The sequence below is a fragment of the Acinetobacter sp. ANC 4173 genome (assembly GCF_004331255.1).
Taxonomy (GTDB): domain Bacteria; phylum Pseudomonadota; class Gammaproteobacteria; order Pseudomonadales; family Moraxellaceae; genus Acinetobacter.
The window spans coordinates 16,103-35,879 of the sequence record NZ_SJOF01000008.1 but is presented as its reverse complement, the minus strand read 5'-3'; the positions used below and the strand labels follow the sequence as shown (position 1 = coordinate 35,879).

The window sequence follows — 19,777 nt, the reverse complement described above, 5'->3', positions numbered from 1 at the left end:
CTCGCATATTTTTTAACTAAATGTGTATTTTAAACTAAACAAGTGGTTTTAAATTAAGCAAAAACAAAGTGTAATTAAACAAAAAAATCTAAAGTGTACTGTATGATTCATCAGAAATTTTATTAGGTTTAAATGCCGAACTAAACTAAATCAACCTCATTATTGGTTAAATATTTATTTTAAATTTTTGGAACGATTATTGGGTTTTAAAAAATCATATTGAAGTCATCCATTTAATTAAAAGCGATCAAGCCAGACTTAAGAAAGCAAAATAAATGGATTTTTACTCTCAATTATTTAAATTAATCTTATGTTGAATTTAAATAAATAAGTTTATTCATTATGTGGGTTAAGTCGTTATTAAAGGATTTGTAACGGTTGTTATAAATTGGAGTAAACATTACATGAGTAAGAACAAGGGAAAGCAATTTCTAGAAGGAGACCTTCTTGGCAGTCAACACATGACTGAACAAGATGAAGAAAAATTGCAACGCTCATTGACAAATCGTCATATCCAGATGATTGCGATTGGTGGTGCAATTGGTACTGGACTATTTATGGGTTCTGGTAAAACACTGAGTATTTCAGGAACTTCGATTATTCTGACATATTTAATTATTGGCTTTTTCTTTTTCTTTGTGATGCGTGCAATGGGAGAACTATTGCTTGCAAATACAAATTTTAAAACCTTCGCCGATTTTGCGACCGCATATTTAGGCCCATGGGCAGGTTTTTTTCTAGGTTGGTCTTATTGGTGTAACTGGATTATTACCGCGATTGCAGATGTTATTGTCATAGGGGGATATATGCAATTCTGGTATCCCGATATGCCCGTATGGATACCTGCCTTTGCGTCACTCGCCATTTTGACGATATTAAACTTTGTTGCAGTCAGAATGTTTGGTGAATTAGAATTTTGGTTCTCCCTAATTAAAATTGTTGCGATTATCTTATTTATTGTCGCGGGGCTGTATTTAATTAGTACCCACTATGTTTCTCCAAATGGTGTCACAGCATCTTTCTCACATTTACTTGAAAGTGGCTCCATGTTCCCATACGGCTTAACTGGTTTCTTGGCTGGCTTCCAGATTGCTATTTTTGCCTTTGTCGGTATTGAATTGGTCGGAACCACTGCTGCCGAAACCAAAGACCCGCACAAATCACTCCCTAAAGCCATCAACTCTATTCCATTACGAATTTTGTTGTTTTATGTGGGTTCATTGATTTGTATTATTGCCGTGACATCTTGGTCACAAGTCTCACCAGAAAAAAGCCCATATGTAGAAATGTTTACCCATGTTGGCTTACCAATTGCGGCGGGTCTAATTAACTTTGTCGTTGCGACATCAGCTCTTTCTTCTGCAAACAGTGGTATTTTTGCGACCAGTCGTATGTTATACGGTTTATCTTTAGAAAATGATGCACCTAAAAGCTTTAGCAAGTTATCAAAACGTAAAGTTCCGATTCGTGGCTTAGTTTTCTCTATGCTGTGCGTAACACTTGGAACATCAATTCTATTTATTGTGCCAAATGTCATGACTGCATTTACGATTATTTCTGCATTAACGTCAATTCTATGTATTTTTACATTTATGTTGATTGTACTTTCTTATATTGCATATCGTAAAAAAGACCCTGAATTACACCTCAAATCAAATTATAAGATGCCAGGTGGACTCTTCATGGCGTGGTTTACTATGCTGTTCTTGGTATTCACAATTGTAATTTTAGCTTTCGATCATGATACTTTAATTGCGCTTGCACTTTCTCCAATCTGGTTTATTGGTCTGTTTATTGGTTATCGCTATAAAAAGAAAAAGATATTAAAGCTTAATCTATTAGATCAAAGCGAGGTGGATTACGTTTAAAACGTTTCTCTAAAATCGATTTGAATAAATAGCTAGAACGAGATGCTCTAGCTATTATTTTAAATGAATAAATTATAATTTTTTATAACGTGTTGATTAGAATAAAATCGTCCGAAAATAAGGATAAAATTCAACAAGATTTGTTTTATTTGAAACAATTTCAGCTCTTCTTTTTTTGAAAAAAAAGGCTTAGAGTATTTCTATAACAATAATCTTCTCAAGGATCACGGGGAGTCATAAAATGAACAATACCCAGAGAATAATTTATGTTTTATGTTTCATTGGCCCATTTTTTTCTATAGCTCAAGCAGAAACCTTATCTGAACATTCTGATTTGGCAAGTATTACAGCTAGCTCTGGAGAAAGTGAATCAAATCCATCAGATCAGTATGCAACAGACACCACAACATTTTCTAATGCAGCTTTATCCATCGCATCCTTTTCTGCCTTAGCTCAGTATGAACGTGCCAGTAATAAAAAAAATGAAAGCATGCAAATGCCCCCCGAAATAAAAAACTTGGAAGAAACAAAAGCAAATGCAGCAAACTCTGTCTTTCGCCGATACAACTATCTATTGACCAGTCGCTCGGCAGATTATAGCTCGAAGACCAATTATTGGTGGAATGCCAGTAATTACAGTTGTATCGCAACAATTTCATACAATGGGCGAATTAATGCGGTGAATAGAGTCAATTCTTCTGATTGTCAGTGATTTCAATAAGACCAAAATCGAAGTGAGAGTGAAATTTTCAGTCTTAATAGGGCAGGATGAGGAAGATTCAAATTATTTTTGCCAAGTAGTGACTGGCAAAATATTACAAACTTTAAAAAAATATGTTTTTTAGATACCAAAAAAGATCTAGAAAACAACAAAAAACATCACAAAAAAGGTTTCTTAGAAAAAGAGCCGAGTGATTGAAAGTATAAAAATTAAAAAAATAAAAGGCAGATTCATCTAATTTTTGCTGAATCTGCCTTTAATGTTTTAGATCAATAAGGTTAATTTAACGCTTAGTAGTTCCAGAACATGTTTTGAATTTCTTTTGCATCATTGGTTTTAGTTAATGCTAAAGCCATTAAAAGACGTGCTTTTTGTGGATTCAAATCATGTGCTGCAATCCAGCCATATTTATCATCAGGTTGTTCGGCATTACGAAGAACAAAGCCTTGTGCAACACGTGATGAACGTACAATTTGAATACCTTGTTCATCATGTAATTTTCTTACTTCAGGGACTAAATAATTCGCCATTGAACCATTGCCCGTACCTGCATGAATAATTGCTTTTACGCCAGCTTTAGCAAAAGCTTGGTATGCATCAGGCATCATGTTGTCCGAACCATACACAATTTGCACAGCTGGAAGTGCATCACCCTGAATTTTTTCAATGTTAAACTCAGAGTTATTGGTATGTTTTTTTACAGAACTTCTAAACCAGTAAGGTTTGCCTTCAACCAGAGCGCCTAAAGCTCCCCATTGACTTACAAAGGCATTGGTATGAATGTTGATTCCTTTTGTCACATCACGTGCAGCAAAAATCGAGTCATTCATTAGTACCATCACGCCTTTGTTTTTTGCTTCATTAGATGAAGCAAGCGCGACTGCACTATACAGATTTAAAGGACCATCTGCCGATAGAGCAGTAGATGGACGCATAGAACCTACCAATACAATTGGCTTATCGGTATGTACAACTAAGTTAAGGAAAAAAGCGGTTTCTTCCATGGTGTCCGTACCATGAGTAATCACTACACCATTCACTGACGGTTTCTTGACTAGATCATTGACTTGACGGGCTAAAGATAACAATTCCTTATCTGTAATACTTTCAGATGCAACTTGAAGTGCCTGAATACCCGTGACATTTGCTAAATCGTTTACTTGAGGGACTGCTTTAATTAACGCATCAACAGGTACTTTTGCAGCACTATAAGTTGCGCTGTTTGTTGAACTTGCACCCGCACCAGCAATAGTTCCACCCGTAGCAACAACAACAACATTGTTTTTTGCATAAAGCGACATAGATGATGCAAGGAGGGTAAGTGCCAAGCCACATGATTGGAGAGTTTTACTTATCATTAACCAAATCCTAGTTCTTTCAATTCCAGTAACTATAATGTTTGATTTCAACAAACATTACCAGTATTTAAGTTCGTTTAATTCAAACAGTCATTGGCATTTTGTATAAATACTTAATAATCTCTATGCATTTTTTGCATAGAAAAATACTTTTTTGCATTGTTAATTTGAATTGATATTGTTTAGATTTTGCCAAACACCCCTAAGTCAAATGGATATTTGGCATAGTAGGAAGAAAATCATAACATCCTATAAAACAATAGGATGTTTTTATCGATTTTAGGGTATTAAAAGGAAATTTTATATGAATCAGAAGAAACTATTAAAATTTATTCTAGTTGCCATGGTATCTGGAATATTAATTGGTTGGCTTTTTCATAGTAATTTGAGCGTTACTCAGGCTGAAAACATCGCTTCATATTTTAAGATTCTTACAGATGTATTCTTAAGATTAATTAAAATGATTATTGCACCATTGGTATTTGCGACGATCGTCTCTGGTCTCATCTCAATGGGTAAATCATCATCTTTAGGTTCAATTACACTTAAAGCAATGAGTTGGTTCATTGGCGCTTCACTTATTTCTCTACTTTTGGGTATGGGTTTAGCCAATTTATTTCAACCTGGCGCTGGTATGAATCTCCCAATACCAACTGCACCAGTTGATGTAGGTGTAACAGCAACGAATCTAAGCTTACAAGGCTTCATTACGCATATTTTCCCAAAAAGCTTCGCTGAAGCCATGGCGAATAATGAAATTCTACAGATTCTGGTATTCTCCATTTTCTTTGGTTCTGCATTAGCATACGTCCATCATCAGCAAGATGAAGGTACGGTCATTGCAAAAATTATTGATGAATTGTGCCGTGTCATGTTCCGTATTACAGACTATGTCATGACATTTTCACCAATCGCTGTGTTTGCAGCAATTGCATCGGCGATTACCTTAAAAGGTCCACAGATTATTCTCGACTATAGTGTTTTTATTGGCGAGTTCTATGCAAGTCTATTGATTCTTTGGGTCATCATTATTAGTGTCGGCTATATTTTCCTTAAAAAAGATGTTTTCCGTTTACTTAAAACAGTACGTGAACCAGCCGTTTTAGGTTTTGCCACTGCAAGTAGTGAATCAGCTTATCCAAAGCTTATGGTTGCTTTAGAAAAATTTGGTGTACCTAAGCGTATTACCAGTTTTGTACTACCATTAGGTTATTCATTTAATTTAGATGGCTCAATGATTTATATGTCTTTTGCGGTGTTATTCATTGCGCAAGCCTATAACATTGAATTAAGCCTATCTCAGCAAATCTTAATGCTTTTAACCTTGATGATTACCAGTAAAGGGATTGCAGGTGTATCTCGTGCATCATTGGTGGTAATTGCGGCAACATTGTCGATGTTTAAACTACCAGAAGCAGGCATTTTGCTTATTCTTGCAGTCGACCATTTCCTAGATATGGGGCGTACCGCAACCAACATTATTGGTAACAGTGTTGCAACTGCTGTAATTGCTAGAACTGAAGGCAATAAAGTTGAAGAGCACGAAAGCGTTTTGGCGCAACCACTCATTCCAAATGATCAAAAGGCATCCTAAGCAATCAAAATCATTGTATTGTTGAAAAAACATCGCCTAGGCGATGTTTTTTTATGATCATAAGACAATAATTTCTAATAAGATTCAAAGGTGAATGCTAAACGTTTTTACTTTTTCTTATTATAGAAAAAGATAAGCAGCACCAGAATGATCGCTAGGATGAATGTAATAATAATTGTTTCCATAGCTTGACCTATTTGTCATAGATTTACTCTAATTTTAACATAGACTTAAAGACTCAAACCATTTTTCCTTGAGAATTCAGTTTTAAGTTAGACCCATGTTTATTGGCTTTTACGCTTATAGAACCCTCTGTTGAATGACCACACAAAGTGCATAACACTGCTCCTTATGTTTGGTCTCTAATTCTTTTATGTAATTGATGCTCACTTTCTTCAATTTTCATCAATCAATTTGGAATTTATAAAGTAAATCTTATGTTACATAATTTTTTTCTGTTTAACGCTACATTGCCGAAAGTCGATTAATTACACATGTGTTCTCATTCCTATAATTACCAAGCTTTTTTGCAGTATTGAAACTTAAAAATAGTCGTCTATTCAAAAGTACGCTGTGCTAGCAACGAGCTTAAGCGGGTTTCACATTCAATATCAGCTTCTTTTATGGCTGTAAAATTGTTAAATTAATAAAGTAAACTTAATCACAGAATGATTAAAAATAGAGAGCTGTGTTTAAAAATTAACGATGAATAACGACAGGTGATGAAGACAAAAAACAGAGGATGTTATTCAATACAACGTCTCTAAATTTATTCCGTGACTTAGGATATTCCTTATGTCGAATTTTATCATTGTTGCTAAGCAATCGGGCGTAGAAGTGTATTATGGCACTCGCCAGGATAAGCAAACTATACTGGGTTCACTTCCAGAATGGTTGGCTAGCTTAAGTGATGGTGACTGTCACTATACGGAAAAAAGAGCAAAATCCTTAGTGCTACTTTTGCAATCCCATTATCAGAATTCTGATCAAATCACGGATATTTCTATTCGAGAAATATAAAGCATTCTATCGATTATTTTTCCAGATATAAAAATAAGCCAAAAACCAACGTTTTGAATGATATACATATCCTATCTGTTATATTGATTTCGACGTGAACTGTACCTATTGTTAAATTTTATGGACAGTAAAATAACAACAAAGTTGGCGCAGTTCTAGGTATTCACAATGAATTTTTTACTTAAAAAAAATAAAGCATGGTTTGTATTCTTTATCATTACCTTATATTCATTTCTCGGGTTTTTCATCGGCTTCATTATCTGGGAATATTTTTTAAACTAAGCTCTCCTTTTACTAGTAAGGTAAGGCTCACTTATAAATAGATAAACACTTTCCATATCTATATTGCTCGAAACTAATCGAGTAAATCTTTATATATTTGCTGAGAAAAATTAGCTATCGCTCTGAAATCTGGGCGATCAAAAGAGCTAAATTTTTAATCATTTCATCGTTCATTTCGAAAGAACAGTTGATACGAATCTGGTTTTGCTTTTTATTTGTTCGATAAAAAAATATTTGGTGCCACACCAATATCATTCAAAATGAGTTTTTCATCAATGCGACTGCTATCAATATGTTCTGGTAGGGGTAATCCATAGAAAATAGCCAGATGGCTAATAACCGACCTGACAGTCTTCGGGCAAAGCTTTTATTGGATATTGATAATATTGGTTTTTTAATCGATTCAGTGTATTTCTTAAGCTTTAAATGTTTTTCGTCATGGCGATGCGTCAGATCATCCGCCAGTGCATTTTGAATAAAAGAGTTTACTGAGATGGTGCTCATTAATTGTACATGCTGTATATGTTCAGAAAATTTTCCTGCATAGACCCAACCGACACGAAAGCCTGCACCCAGCGTTTTGGAAAAAGAAGAGCAGTGTAGTACCAAATTTTGCTGATCATAATATTTCATTGAAAGTGGCTTTTTTTGATCGGAATAAAGCTCCTCGTAAACATCATCTTCAATTAAATAAATTTCATGCTCATGTAAGAGTTTTGCAAGTTCAAATTTTATGTCTTCATTTACCGTAAACCCAATTGGATTATGGCTATTCAGCATAAGCAAACAGACTTTAATCGAGTAGGTTGTGATTGCTTTTTTAAAGACTGCCAAATCTAAGCCATGTTCAGAATGCTCTGGAATGGTCATAACTTTTAAACTCAAATTTTCAGCGGCTTGCCATGCACCATAGAAAATAGTTTCTTGTAGAAGAATATAATCGCCCGCTTGAGTCATGGCTTTTAAAACTCCGTTCAGACACATAGCAAAAAACTGAGCGGTAAAAAATAAATATTTGAGTTTGCTCAATGCACTGCCACATATTTAATCACATACTTACGCTCACAATCCTCAAATATCTCAATGTCTAAGTTATCTGATCAAGATAGGATCATTCGTGTTCGGTTAAAGTCATATATTGAAGAAACGCATGCGGAATAACGCTGAGCTAGTTAGCTTAAGTGAACTAATCTATCGTCAAGACGGAGTTTTCCAATAAAGAAGTATGTTATTAAGCATGGAAGTAAACTGATAACTGCCCAAACGCAGGAGGTTTTAAACAATTGTTTAAAGCTAGTGACAGTATTTTTTAAATATCCTATTTGACATAAAACCATTTGAGTTGCAATTATCCAAAAGAATACTTTGCGCGCAAAGTAATATTTTTGTAGAATACCGCCCGAATTATAGAAGTACAAATTATTTTATTGGAATTTTTTAAAAATGAATCTATCTATAGATATTTTATTGAAAGTAAAACAAAATTTTGGAACGCCAACTTATATTTATGATGAAAGCCAATTAAGAAAAAGCTTCCAAGAATTAAGAAATGCTCTGCCAGAATGTGTTGATATTTTTTATGCACTCAAAGTTAATCCTAACTTATCGGTTGTCAAATTAATTAAATCTTACGGCGGCAATACAGAAGTATGTTCTTTAACTGAATTAGAAATTGCAATAAAAGCAGGTGTGAATCCTCAAAATATAATTTTCTTGGGGCCAATGAAAAAAGAAGAAGAACACAGACGCGCTTTAGAATTAAATATTTTTGCCATTGTGGTTGAATCTGAAGAAGAACTGGAAAAATTATCAGAATTAGCCGTGAAAATGGGGGTTATAGCACCAGTCGCAATACGTATTAATCCAAATTTTTCAGCATCTGGTTCTCCATGGAAAATGGGTGGTCGACCAACTCAACGGTTTTTCAGAAAAGAATCAACCTCAGTTTTCAAGTGTTGAGGTTGCAGTGAAAACCCGACAGAAAGTGGTTGGGGGATTTATCTTTTTAGACAGTGCCAGACGGATTGCAGAACGGGATCTTCGAGCCGTCGAATCAGGCTATCGCTGGCGACATGATCCTCGGCTTACTACACCCGAACCAATTCAGTTGACTGATGAACAAGCTGGTCGCTTTCTAAACCAAATTGATTGTCCTTTGACTATTCTGCTTGGAATAAGTGGTTTATTTGTTGGTGATAAATTTCATTCGAAATCACAGTATTCAGGAAACAATGCAAAAGTAAACTGGTACGAAGGTGGTCATCACTTACATTTAGAAAACTTAAGTCACGAGATGATTTTGGATATCAAATCCTCTCTTGTAGATCATTGATAATAATTTTTATATTTAGGCTCTTTATATGAATGATATTTGGATTGCTCCCTCAATTCTAGCAGCAAATTTCGCCCGTTTAGGCGAAGAAGTGAAGTCGGTATTAGATTCTGGTGCTGATATGATTCACCTTGATATTATGGACAATCACTATGTTCCCAACTTAACCATGGGGGCCCAAGTTTGTTCTGCACTTAGATCTGAAGGAATTCAAGCACCGATAGATGTGCATCTGATGGCTTCACCCGTGGATTCCTTGATCGTTGATTTTGCAAAAGCGGGTGCAAACTATATCTCTATTCACCCTGATGCCACTATTCATTTAGATCGGTCAATTCAGCTCATTAAAGACCTAGGATGCAAAGCGGGTTTGGTGTTCAACCCAGCGACTTCACTAGATTCATGTAAATATCTGATGGATAACATCGATTTAATGCTCATTATGTCGGTAAATCCAGGATTCGGCGGGCAAAAGTTTATACCAGCAGTACTTCCTAAAATTGCTGAGGCGCGAAAGTTAATCGATTCAAGTGGTAGAAATATTCGTCTTGAAGTGGATGGTGGCGTGAATGCGAGCAATATCGCTGAAATTGCTAAATGGGGCGCAGATACATTCGTAGCTGGAACGGCGATCTTCAACACGCCTAGTTATCAAGATACTATTTCAGAAATGAAAAACGCTGCGCGTCTTGGTCGAATTAGCTAAATATTCAACTTTATAATTAGAGTCTCAAATGACAAACTTTGTACCACTTCAGAACAATAATTTTATTCGAGCATTACAAAAACAACCCGTAGATCGAACACCAATCTGGATGATGCGCCAAGCTGGACGCTATCTTCCTGAATATCGAGCAGTACGTAAAATGGCAGGAAATTTCATTAATTTAATGAAAACACCTGACTATGCAACTGAAGTAACTTTGCAGCCTATTCGACGTTATGATTTAGATGCAGCAATTGTATTTTCTGATATTTTGACTATTCCTGATGCAATGGGTTTAGGTTTATATTTTGAAGAAAATCATGGACCTAAATTCAAAAACCCTATACGTTCTGAACAAGCGATCAATAATTTAGAGATTCCATCGCAAGAATCTTTATCTTACGTATATCAGACAGTCAGCCAATGCCGTCATGAGCTCAATGGTCAAGTTCCACTGATTGGTTTTTCTGGAAGTCCGTGGACATTGGCCTGTTACATGGTTGAGGGACAGGGTTCAAAAGATTTTATAACGATAAAAAGTGTGCTTTATAGCAACCCGAAAATCTTACATCAATTACTAGAAAAAAATGCCCAAGCTGTTACACAGCATCTTAAATGTCAGGTGGAGGCTGGCGCACAGGCCATCATGATTTTTGATACTTGGGGTGGGTTGTTAAGTCGAGCTGCTTATCAAGAGTTTTCTCTCAGGTACATTACCTTTATTTTAGATAGTTTAAAAAACCAGTTAGGTGAGCGTTCTGTTCCTTCTATCGTATTTACAAAAGGAGGTGGTCAATGGCTTGAAGAAATGGCAGGATGTGGAGCTAATGCTTTAGGACTTGACTGGATGACTGATCTAGAAGTTGCGCGTCAGCGAGTAGGTTCTAAAGTTGCCTTACAAGGTAATCTCGATCCAGCCGTATTACTTGCCCCCGGTTCTGTAATTCAAAATGAAGTGAATAACGTCATGACATCTTTTGGAAAGCAAAAAGATGCTACAGGATTTGTTTTCAATTTGGGGCATGGAATTTCTAAGGAAACAAACCCAGATTCGGTGTCCGTGTTAATTGAAGCTGTTCATCGTTTTTAATTTTTTCAGGACATAACAGATGAGTTCGATGCTAGATACATTTAATTTTGACAAAATGCTCTGTTTTACACTGTATTCGACGATGAATGCTATGATGCGAAACTACACCAAACCATTATCTGAACTTGGAATAACATATCCTCAACTTCTGGTATTGGCGGCTCTCTGGAATCAAAATCACTTGTCATCTAGCGAACTGAGTGAACAAACGCTGTTTGATCTTGGTTCACTCACCCCGATCATTAAACGACTTGAAAAAGCGGGTTTTGTCGTTGTATCAGTGGACACGCTCGACCGTCGTCGAAAATATATTTCATTAACTGAATCTGGTCAGGATTTAAAAGATCCTATTGCTAAAATCTTCCAAGATACCAAGTGCAAACTCAATCTTGATGAAAGTGAAGTGGATTCGACATTAAAAGTCTGCGCAAAAATTAAAAGTGAACTCAAGCTTTAGAGATGGCAATGGTCTAGAACCACTCCAGATTACTGTGTGGGGTGGCTATAGAAATTAGGTGAGGCAAGAGTAATCCTATCTGCATACAAATGGCCTCAGTTAGCACTAAACATTTTTATTTTTCTCCCATAAGCTATAAATAAACTTAGAGACGTCAATATTCTTTGTCTAATTGAGATCAATCAAGGTTCTATCTTCTAGACAATTAGCGATTAGACTTTAAATGTAAATTATTGAAAAATAATAATTTTAATTTTCTAAAGAATCTGAGATCAGCTTTTTTTTAGTTGAATACCATCTTTAAGTTTGTACCCTCTAATTTGAATAGCGCCGTTTTGACATTTCAATTCATATTGCACCATTCGGTAAACTCATTGTAAGGTCATATCTCTACTTTATAGCAATAAAACTGACAGACTTTACAATGAACATTCATCATTTACGTAGTGCTACTTTTATCATTGAAACTGGGAATAATTTCATTCTTATTGACCCAATGTTGGGTAAAAAAGGTTCTCTCCCTGCATTTTCCTATGTGAAATTTAAGGCTGAGAAAAATCCGTTGGTTGAACTTCCCGACAATGCAGCGGAACTTTTAGAAAAAGTCACACATTGTTTTATCACACACAGCCAAACCTTCAATATCAGAGCATTCCAGCATACCGATCATTTAGATCGAACTGGAGAGAAGTTTTTAGCGGATAAGCAAATTCCTGTATATACGTTTAGTAATGATGTACCTTACCTGGAAAATCTGGGTCTAAACGTTCAGGCTGGAATTGATCATTGGAAAGAAATCCAGTTTTTGGGTGGTCGTCTCGTTGCTGTCCCTGCGAAGCATGGGCATGGTTGGATCAGCAAATTTATGGCGAATGGTTGTGGGTTTTTTATGGATCTACCGAATGAACCATCAATTTACATCAGCGGTGATACTGTGCTCACTGAGGATGTAAAAACTGCGACTTTTCAGTTTAATCCAGATATTACTGTTGTTGCAGCAGGCGAAGCACAAATGGATGTTGGGAAACCCATCTTAATGACTGAAAGTGAAGTCAGAAAATTTATCCAACTTTCCCCAAAGCATGTGATTGCGAATCATTTTGAGGCGTTAAATCACTGCCCAGTGAAAAGAGCTGATATTCAAAATCTTGTTACCGAAATTGGGGAAAAAGATCGTGTCTATATTCCTGATGATGGACAAACCCTGAGTTTTCATCTGAACTAGTACATCAGCGAATACGAAAACCATAGGGCTTTAGTACAAAGTTCAAGAATGACATCAATGTTCATGATGGAACTGATATAGATAATGGTAAACGTAGTCAACAGGGCGCTAGGGAAAAAAATTTTCTTTAGCGCATTTATCTTTATTTGTTTTGTGTAGGCTATAGCCTCGTTCATAAATAATTTTAAAATTTATCTATAACTTCCAGCATCTTATTCATATAAATTATTTGTTTAAAACCATCATGGCTGATAAATCCAACAAAAGTGATGCGTGGTGACTATTCAGAGATGAGCTTCACTGTATTTATGCTCGTTATTAGATTGTAAATAAAAAGTAGCTGAACCTGATCAATATAAGCTTAGTATGAGTACAGCCTAAGTTTGATCCTGTATCAGCTACTTATTTAGATAAATCTCTTTCCTTTATTCATGTTCTTTACGAAGACTCAATGAAAGCTCATCCCAACGTTGTATCGCTGTTTCCATCGCTTGCATTTTGACATGACCAAAACCGCGTACCTCTGCTGGTAATTGAGCAATTTTCTCGGCAACAGATAAGTCATAGCTTTCAGGGGCAGAACTAATCGCTTTCACAAAGGTGATATAACGATCACGCCAAGCATGTTCTTTTTTACGTTCTTGTTGTAAAGCAAATGGATCAAGGAATGTTTCTCTGAGCCATTGTAGACGAGCAAGCATCATCATTGGAATACGCATCCAATAGCCGAAAGCACGTTTGCGTATAGCACCATGAGCACCCAAAGTAGGAGGAGCTAAGTGATAGGTTAAACGTAGCCCTTGACCAAACTGCGCTTCAATCGATTGTTTAAAGCTTTTTCCTGTGAGTAAGCGTGCAACTTCATATTCATCTTTATACGCCATGACTCGATAGAGCTGCGTCGCAATGGTTTCAGCGAGTTCTTCGGGTAATACTTTGGCAGCTTGTTCAGCAAGATTTCGATACTGCGTTGCATAATCTTGATTCCAATACTCGACCAGACGTGCAGAACGATCTTCAACGAGTTCAGCCAAAGTGGTTGGTTTACGCATCGTTGGTATGGTTGCAATAATGCGTTTGGCTAAGTCAGGGTCACTCATCAAATGACAACCAATGCGGAATGCTTCTAGGTTTTGTTCAGCCGCAGTACCGTTCAGATCAATTGCTTTTTCAATACTCTCACGCTTCAACGGAATTTGCCCTGATTGCCAAGCCATGCCGAGTAAGATTTGATTGGCAAAGATTGCATCACCGAGCACTTGTGTAGCTATACGTGTTACAGGTAAAGAGAAAAATTTATCTTGTGAAGTTCGACCACGAAGTCGATGAATTAAATCTGTAATCGGTGCGTACCAATCACGAGACTCAAGGAAATTGGAAGTAGGGGAACTATCTTCATTAACAATAACCACAGCACCTGATTTTAAACGAGATAGTGCTGCCTTACTCCCTGCAACAATGGCATCTGCACCAATTAATAGATCACATTGTCCCGCAGGAATCTTAGTTGATGAAATTTGATCATCTGCTGTTGCGAGTTGTACGTAGGAATAAACTGTACCACCTTTTTGAGCAAGTCCAGCCATATCCATAATCCGTGCAGCTTTACCTTCCAAATGTGCCGCCATACCCAGTAAAGCACCTGAAGTCACCACACCTGTTCCACCTACACCACCGACCATAATACGCATTGGATCTTGCGCAAGTTCGGCAATGATTGGCTTTTCAGGCCAACCAGCTTGTATGCCTTCAAATATTTCTGGGCGTTTCATATCGCGGGTATGTACGGTCACAAAACTTGGACAGAACCCATTGATACAAGAGAAGTCTTTATTACAACTACTTTGATTGATTTGACGTTTCGTTCCTAGCACTGTTTCAACAGGTTCAATCGATAGACAGTTCGACTTTTTAGAACAGTCACCGCAACCTTCACAAATCTCACTATTAATAAAAACTCGCTGAGCAATATCAGGATAAGCATTGCGTTTACGACGACGGCGTTTTTCACTGGCACAGGTTTGAACATAAATGAGCGCCGTAACGCCAGAAATATCACGTAATTTGCGTTGAACGGTATCTAACTCATTTCTGTGGTAAATCTCGACATGAGGTGCAATACCTTCTTCAGCATGAATTAACTCAGGTTCATCCGTAACAATCACTTGTTTGGTAATGCCTTCAGCATCAAGCTGTCGGGTTAACTGCGCAACACTGAGATGACCATCGACATGCTGTCCACCCGTCATAGCGACAGCGTCGTTATAGAGAATTTTGTAGGTGATATTGAGTTTTGCAGCGATCGCTTGACGGATTGCAAGATAGCCTGAATGGAAATAGGTTCCATCGCCTATATTGGCAAAAATATGTTTTTCATTGGTGAAATGAGAGGCACCCGCCCAACTCACGCCTTCACCACCCATATGTGAGAAAGTTTCTGTCCCGTGATTCTGTAAAACTGCAATATAGTGACAACCAATCCCGCCCAGTGCGCGACTGCCTTCGGGTAATTTTGTAGATGCGTTGTGCGGGCAACCACTACAAAAGAAAGGTTTGCGTTCAGCAATATCCAACACACGTGCTGATTCTTGCTCTGCTTTTTGTAATAGCTCAACTCGATTTTGGATTTGGGTTTTTAAGCTTTCTGGAAGATCTAATTTTAAAAATCGCGCTGCCAACATTTTGGCAATCGGTTCAGGTTGATACTCAAAGTAACCAATCAAAGGGGCTTCCTCAATCGAGGTGCTCCATTCGCCTTTTCCATCACAGGCTTTACCGATCACACGCGGGCGTTTGCCATCTGGCAGTGCATAAAGCTCATCTTTAATTTGTGCTTCAATAATCGGGCGTTTTTCTTCTACGACGATCAGTTCTTCTAATCCTTCAGCAAATTTTCGAAGTCCTTGTGGCTCTAAGGGCCAAATTAGAGCAACTTGGTATACACGTAGTCCAAGCTGTTGGGCGGTTTCACCTTCAATTCCGAGTATCCGTAAGGCTTCAATCGTATCTAAGTATCCTTTACCACTGGCAGCAATACCAATGCGTGCATCAGGACAATCCCAAGTGATCTGATTCAGTTCATTTTCACGGGCATAAGCGAGAACAGCAGGTAAGCGATATTTATACAAACGTTCTTCTTGCTGAATACCATGATCAGGCCAACGAATGCTGACACCATCTTCAGGCATTTGAACATTTTTCGGTAAAACTGGCGTAACGCGATCTGAATCTACATGAACTGATGCAGAGGTTTCGACAATTTCACTGACCAACTTCATCGACGTCCAGACACCCGCAAAGCGTGACAATGCGACCGCATGAACACCTAGATCAAGAATTTGCTGGATTGAGGTCGGGTAAAAAATGGGAATACCACAACCGATCATGACGTGTTCAGACTGGTGCGGAACACTTGAAGATTTACAAGAGTGATCATCACCAAAAAAAGCTACCACACCACCAAGTTCAGAAGTGCCGGCAAGATTGGCATGACGCAAAACATCTCCAGAACGATCTACACCAGGACCTTTACCATACCACCAAGAAGTCACACCATCATATTTGCCTTGACCTGAAAGATTGGCTTGTTGAGTACCCCAAATTGCAGTAGCTGCGAGATCTTCATTTACGCCAGGTTGAAAAACAACATGATGGTCTTTCAGTATGCCTTCAACTTGCCAGAGGAAATTATCATAATTTCCAACAGGGGAACCACGATAACCAGAAATAAATCCAGCAGTATGATAACCGTTTAAAGTATCCCGCCGTGTTTGCGCGAGTGGTAAACGCACCATTGCCTGAATACCAGTCATGTAAGCAGTACCGAAATCACTCAGATATTTATCGTCAAGTGATACATCCTTGGTTGGAATTTTATTTGGAGTAAATTTTGTCGCGATATTCATTTATTTCTCCTTGGAATTTTGTAGTTCGAGCTACTTTCTTTTCTCAACATCCCGTTGAATATTTGGAGTAAATGACATACTCGAAAAAGGATTGATCAGTTCATTCAGGACAATAAAAACTGTTCAATGTATGTACATTAATGTCATTGTGATTGATCCAGACTGGTGCAACAATGCGTAATTAAGCAAAACATATTTACGTTATGCGCAAAAATCTTGATGGTGGATTACTCCATGCAATGCATGCTTTTCTAAAAGTCATTGATAGTGGAAGCTTTACGGCTGCCGCAGAGCAGATGGAACTAACAACAGCGCAAGTGTCCCGACTCATTAGTGAATTAGAAGGGCGTTTAGAAACAAAATTACTACAACGAACCACGAGACAGCACGCGCTGACCGATATTGGTGCAACTTATGCAGAGCAATGCCGTCAAATACTCGCAATGGTGGAAGAAGCTGAAGCACAAGCGATGGGAATGGCGACCAAACTACAAGGGAAGTTACGTGTTTTAAGTATGGCAAGTTTTGGGCATCATTATGTGTCTCCAATGATGGCCGAGTTCTGTCAAACCTATCCAGAACTTACAGTGGAGTACCGTACTTCGCAGAATGTTCCCGACCTTTTAGGTAAAGGAATTGATGTAAGTTTATATCTTACGGAATCTTTAGCTGACTCAAGATTTATGGCGCGTCAAATTGGGATCATATTTTCATTACTTTGCGCATCACCAGCCTATTTAGAAAAATATGGCGAACCAAAATCATTAGATGATTTACAAAAACACGCATGTTTAAGATTGGTGAACCCATCTATTACACCGCAATGGCATCTTGTCAGTGAGAACAGTTGTTCGTATCAAATTGATATTACAGGGCCATTGATTGCAGATACACCAGAACTCTTACTGGACATGGTGCAGCAAGACATGGGCATCGCATTGCTTCCAACCTTTACAGTGATTGAGGCTATACGCACTGGAAAATTACGTCGCATTTTAGCAGATTGGAGATCACCTGATATTGGTGTTTATACCTTACTACCATCACGTCATTTTATTGATGCTAAAACAAGAGCATGGTTAACGTGGGTTGAGCAGCATATTTCGCCTAAAATTCAGAGTGATACAGACTTTTTTTTATAATCTTAACTGGCGATTAAGATCATTCTAGTATCCATATGTACATAGTATTGGCATATACAGTTCTTTATATATTTTTGGATAACTAACACGAACTATATTTTTGTACGTCAACTGGATGACCATTGGCAAATAATCGCATCTCATTCATAACAATTTCAGGCTATCCATTTCCTTCAAAAGTGCCTCAGTAGGTTTTTCTCAATTTCAGATTTGCTACAAGCAACTAAAATTACAGTGATAAAGATAGATAAGATAAATTTAAATTTTCTTCCTATAGAGCCGTAAATTCACATGGCGGACTCTAACCCCCAAAAACATAAATTCACCACTTAATTTTATATTTAAAGTATTTTCCAAAAATATATCGCTTCGCTTCTTAAACTTACACAACAAAGCTTTTGGGTTAAAAGCGGTAAATGAGCCGAATATTCCCTATATTTGGCTCACTATATGATCCGTTTGAGCCATTTATTCGGCTCACAATATCTGTTATATAAATTATTTTTGGGCCATACTCCGTAAAATGAGCCAAATAGCCTCAATAAACAGCTCACAGCATGAGCCGAATGAGTGTTATAATCGGCTCATGCAGTAGGGGAATGCTTATGAAAAAATGGGTATGGCAAAAAGCAAATTGGACTAAATTTAAATGGGATGAAGCACTCGTTACGGTAAAACTGCGTTTAATCCATAAGAAGATAGGTCAATTGGTCGGTGAGAGCAAAGCATCACCAGATGCTGAAGCATTACCATTAGATATGCTGCTAACAAACCTCGTAGCATCCTCTCTCATTGAAGATGAGAAGTTGAATGTTCGTTCACTCAAATCCTCGTTAGCTCGGCGTTTAGGGGTAACAGAAGAAAATCCTGCGCCACTTCAAGATAAAACTGAAGGTTTGGCCAATATCATGATGGATGCTGTGAGCAACCATCATGCGCCATTAACTATGGAACGCTTGTTGCAATGGCATAACTGGCTTTTTCAAACCATAGAACGCTTCGATTATGCTGCCCAGAAAATCAAAGTGGGCGAAATTCGTGATAATAAGACACCAATGCAGGTTGTTGGTGGTTCTCCTTATGGCACTACAACCAAGGTTTACTTTGAAGCGCCTGAGGGTGGAGAACACTTACAGGGGCTAATCGATGAATTTTTAGAATGGTTCAATAGTTCCAAAGAAGATGTGATGCTTGATCCTTTATTGCGAGCTGCTCTTGCTCATTTCTGGTTTGTGACATTACATCCATTTGAAGATGGTAATGGTCGTATCACTCGTGTCATCACAGACTTGGCCTTAGCACAAATGGATCACCAGAGTATCCGTTTGTACGCTATGTCAGTAGCCATCCATGAAAACCGTAGTAGCTATTATGACGTTCTTGAGAAGTGCCAGAATAACACTTATACGATCAATGAGTGGTTGGTCTGGTTCTTAGATACCTTAGAGAAAAGTATCGACAGATCTTTACTCCGACTGGATAGAACGATTGCGAAAGCGAAATTCTGGAGCTCTTATTCTCATATCGAATTCAATGAATCTCAGAATAAAGTTTTAAATCGTTTACTCAATGGAGACGAGAATGATTTTCCTCTGGGGATCAATGCTTCTCAGTATCAAAAAGTCACTGGAGTAAGTAAAGCTACCGCAACACGCCACCTAGGCGAACTTTTGGAAGGTGGGGTACTGCATAAACTTGAAGGTGGTGGACGTAACACTCGTTACGTGTTGAAAATTGATAAAGAAAAGTTTGCTCAAAACACTCAAGCTGACAGTTAACTTATATTAGACCTCTAAAACCTCGCTACGGTGGGGTTTTTGTTTGGAGAAATTAATACAGATCAAAGTATGGATGCAGGTGATTCAGAATGCGTCTGAAGATAGCGACGGATTTTGCATAACGAATATTATATTACTAAGGTACTCAGCATCATGAATACAATTTTTCAAATTCATGATGCTGAGCTATAGCAACAACAGCGTTGTGTAGGCTACAGTCTTGGATATCTTATTTAACTTATGTTTACCTGAAATTAATTTCATCAATAACTTTTAAATTTATTATTTATTTACAACAT

At 37.5% G+C, this 19,777-nt stretch carries 15 protein-coding genes and 1 pseudogene; 13 read left to right on the top strand and 3 right to left on the bottom strand.

Annotation, left to right across the window (positions count from 1 at the left end):
* Positions 1-404 precede the first annotated feature (404 nt).
* Together E0H94_RS10665 and E0H94_RS10660 are read left to right on the top strand one after the other, a co-directional pair.
* On the top strand, positions 405-1,868 hold the full coding sequence (locus tag E0H94_RS10665) for an amino acid permease (protein WP_131326511.1): 1,464 nt from the start codon (positions 405-407) through the stop codon (positions 1,866-1,868).
* 241 nt (positions 1,869-2,109) lie between these two features.
* Positions 2,110-2,580, top strand: a complete 471-nt coding sequence (locus tag E0H94_RS10660; RefSeq protein WP_131326510.1) for a hypothetical protein — start codon at positions 2,110-2,112, stop codon at positions 2,578-2,580.
* A 299-nt stretch (positions 2,581-2,879) separates the two neighbouring features.
* Here the strand turns inward: E0H94_RS10660 and E0H94_RS10655 are convergent, their stop codons facing one another.
* On the bottom strand, positions 2,880-3,947 hold the full coding sequence (locus E0H94_RS10655; protein ID WP_131326509.1) for an asparaginase: 1,068 nt from the start codon (positions 3,945-3,947) through the stop codon (positions 2,880-2,882).
* Between the two features lie 304 nt (positions 3,948-4,251).
* Here E0H94_RS10655 and E0H94_RS10650 point away from each other — a divergent pair, with 304 nt between their 5' ends.
* The 3 genes from E0H94_RS10650 to E0H94_RS10640 all read left to right on the top strand — a co-directional run bounded on the left by E0H94_RS10650 (position 4,252) and on the right by E0H94_RS10640 (position 6,843).
* Complete coding sequence (locus tag E0H94_RS10650; protein ID WP_131326508.1) at positions 4,252-5,541, top strand: dicarboxylate/amino acid:cation symporter; 1,290 nt, start codon at positions 4,252-4,254, stop codon at positions 5,539-5,541.
* A gap of 795 nt (positions 5,542-6,336) precedes the next feature.
* Positions 6,337-6,561 (top strand): hypothetical protein, encoded by a 225-nt coding sequence (locus E0H94_RS10645; protein WP_131326507.1) that lies wholly within the window; start codon positions 6,337-6,339, stop codon positions 6,559-6,561.
* A 168-nt stretch (positions 6,562-6,729) separates the two neighbouring features.
* Positions 6,730-6,843, top strand: coding sequence for a hypothetical protein (locus tag E0H94_RS10640; RefSeq protein WP_116763000.1), 114 nt, complete (start codon positions 6,730-6,732; stop codon positions 6,841-6,843).
* Between the two features lie 114 nt (positions 6,844-6,957).
* Here E0H94_RS10640 and E0H94_RS10635 read toward each other — a convergent pair.
* A pseudogene (locus tag E0H94_RS10635) lies at positions 6,958-7,821 on the bottom strand (PLP-dependent aminotransferase family protein); the annotation flags it as partial.
* Positions 7,822-8,286: 465 nt separating this feature from the next.
* Here E0H94_RS10635 and E0H94_RS10630 point away from each other — a divergent pair.
* From E0H94_RS10630 to E0H94_RS10605, 6 genes are all read left to right on the top strand, one after another.
* Entirely contained in the window at positions 8,287-8,802 is a 516-nt protein-coding gene (locus E0H94_RS10630) for a hypothetical protein (RefSeq protein ID WP_171462066.1), read from the top strand.
* Entirely contained in the window at positions 8,744-9,175 is a 432-nt protein-coding gene (locus tag E0H94_RS10625) for a hypothetical protein (protein ID WP_227548583.1), read from the top strand. Before E0H94_RS10630 ends, E0H94_RS10625 begins: the two co-directional genes overlap by 59 nt.
* A gap of 28 nt (positions 9,176-9,203) precedes the next feature.
* On the top strand, positions 9,204-9,881 hold the full coding sequence (gene rpe / locus E0H94_RS10620; RefSeq protein ID WP_131326506.1) for a ribulose-phosphate 3-epimerase: 678 nt from the start codon (positions 9,204-9,206) through the stop codon (positions 9,879-9,881).
* 28 nt (positions 9,882-9,909) lie between these two features.
* Positions 9,910-10,971, top strand: a complete 1,062-nt coding sequence (gene hemE / locus E0H94_RS10615) for a uroporphyrinogen decarboxylase (RefSeq protein WP_131326505.1) — start codon at positions 9,910-9,912, stop codon at positions 10,969-10,971.
* Between the two features lie 19 nt (positions 10,972-10,990).
* Positions 10,991-11,428: a MarR family winged helix-turn-helix transcriptional regulator gene (locus tag E0H94_RS10610; protein ID WP_131326504.1), complete on the top strand. Its 438-nt coding sequence runs from the start codon at positions 10,991-10,993 to the stop codon at positions 11,426-11,428.
* Positions 11,429-11,852: 424 nt separating this feature from the next.
* A complete protein-coding gene (locus E0H94_RS10605; RefSeq protein ID WP_131326503.1) occupies positions 11,853-12,653 on the top strand; it encodes an MBL fold metallo-hydrolase in 801 nt (266 codons plus the stop codon).
* A 425-nt stretch (positions 12,654-13,078) separates the two neighbouring features.
* Here the strand turns inward: E0H94_RS10605 and E0H94_RS10600 are convergent, their stop codons facing one another.
* Positions 13,079-16,558, bottom strand: coding sequence for an indolepyruvate ferredoxin oxidoreductase family protein (locus tag E0H94_RS10600; RefSeq protein ID WP_131326502.1), 3,480 nt, complete (start codon positions 16,556-16,558; stop codon positions 13,079-13,081).
* Between the two features lie 203 nt (positions 16,559-16,761).
* Here E0H94_RS10600 and E0H94_RS10595 point away from each other — a divergent pair, with 203 nt between their 5' ends.
* Positions 16,762-17,700: a LysR family transcriptional regulator gene (locus tag E0H94_RS10595; RefSeq protein WP_131326501.1), complete on the top strand. Its 939-nt coding sequence runs from the start codon at positions 16,762-16,764 to the stop codon at positions 17,698-17,700.
* 605 nt (positions 17,701-18,305) lie between these two features.
* Positions 18,306-19,478, top strand: a complete 1,173-nt coding sequence (locus E0H94_RS10590) for a Fic family protein (protein WP_131326500.1) — start codon at positions 18,306-18,308, stop codon at positions 19,476-19,478.
* Positions 19,479-19,777: the final 299 nt, after the last annotated feature.

What these genes read in the sequence shown, in the direction of transcription:
- E0H94_RS10665 (WP_131326511.1), top strand. Translation starts at nt 405, where the DNA reads ATGAGTAAGAACAAGGGAAAGCAATTTCTAGAAGGAGACCTTCTTGGC.
- E0H94_RS10660 (WP_131326510.1), top strand. Translation starts at nt 2,110, where the DNA reads ATGAACAATACCCAGAGAATAATTTATGTTTTATGTTTCATTGGCCCA.
- E0H94_RS10655 (WP_131326509.1), bottom strand. Translation starts at nt 3,947, where the DNA reads ATGATAAGTAAAACTCTCCAATCATGTGGCTTGGCACTTACCCTCCTT.
- E0H94_RS10650 (WP_131326508.1), top strand. Translation starts at nt 4,252, where the DNA reads ATGAATCAGAAGAAACTATTAAAATTTATTCTAGTTGCCATGGTATCT.
- E0H94_RS10645 (WP_131326507.1), top strand. Translation starts at nt 6,337, where the DNA reads ATGTCGAATTTTATCATTGTTGCTAAGCAATCGGGCGTAGAAGTGTAT.
- E0H94_RS10640 (WP_116763000.1), top strand. Translation starts at nt 6,730, where the DNA reads ATGAATTTTTTACTTAAAAAAAATAAAGCATGGTTTGTATTCTTTATC.
- E0H94_RS10630 (WP_171462066.1), top strand. Translation starts at nt 8,287, where the DNA reads ATGAATCTATCTATAGATATTTTATTGAAAGTAAAACAAAATTTTGGA.
- rpe (WP_131326506.1), top strand. Translation starts at nt 9,204, where the DNA reads ATGAATGATATTTGGATTGCTCCCTCAATTCTAGCAGCAAATTTCGCC.
- hemE (WP_131326505.1), top strand. Translation starts at nt 9,910, where the DNA reads ATGACAAACTTTGTACCACTTCAGAACAATAATTTTATTCGAGCATTA.
- E0H94_RS10610 (WP_131326504.1), top strand. Translation starts at nt 10,991, where the DNA reads ATGAGTTCGATGCTAGATACATTTAATTTTGACAAAATGCTCTGTTTT.
- E0H94_RS10605 (WP_131326503.1), top strand. Translation starts at nt 11,853, where the DNA reads ATGAACATTCATCATTTACGTAGTGCTACTTTTATCATTGAAACTGGG.
- E0H94_RS10600 (WP_131326502.1), bottom strand. Translation starts at nt 16,558, where the DNA reads ATGAATATCGCGACAAAATTTACTCCAAATAAAATTCCAACCAAGGAT.
- E0H94_RS10595 (WP_131326501.1), top strand. Translation starts at nt 16,762, where the DNA reads ATGCGCAAAAATCTTGATGGTGGATTACTCCATGCAATGCATGCTTTT.
- E0H94_RS10590 (WP_131326500.1), top strand. Translation starts at nt 18,306, where the DNA reads ATGAAAAAATGGGTATGGCAAAAAGCAAATTGGACTAAATTTAAATGG.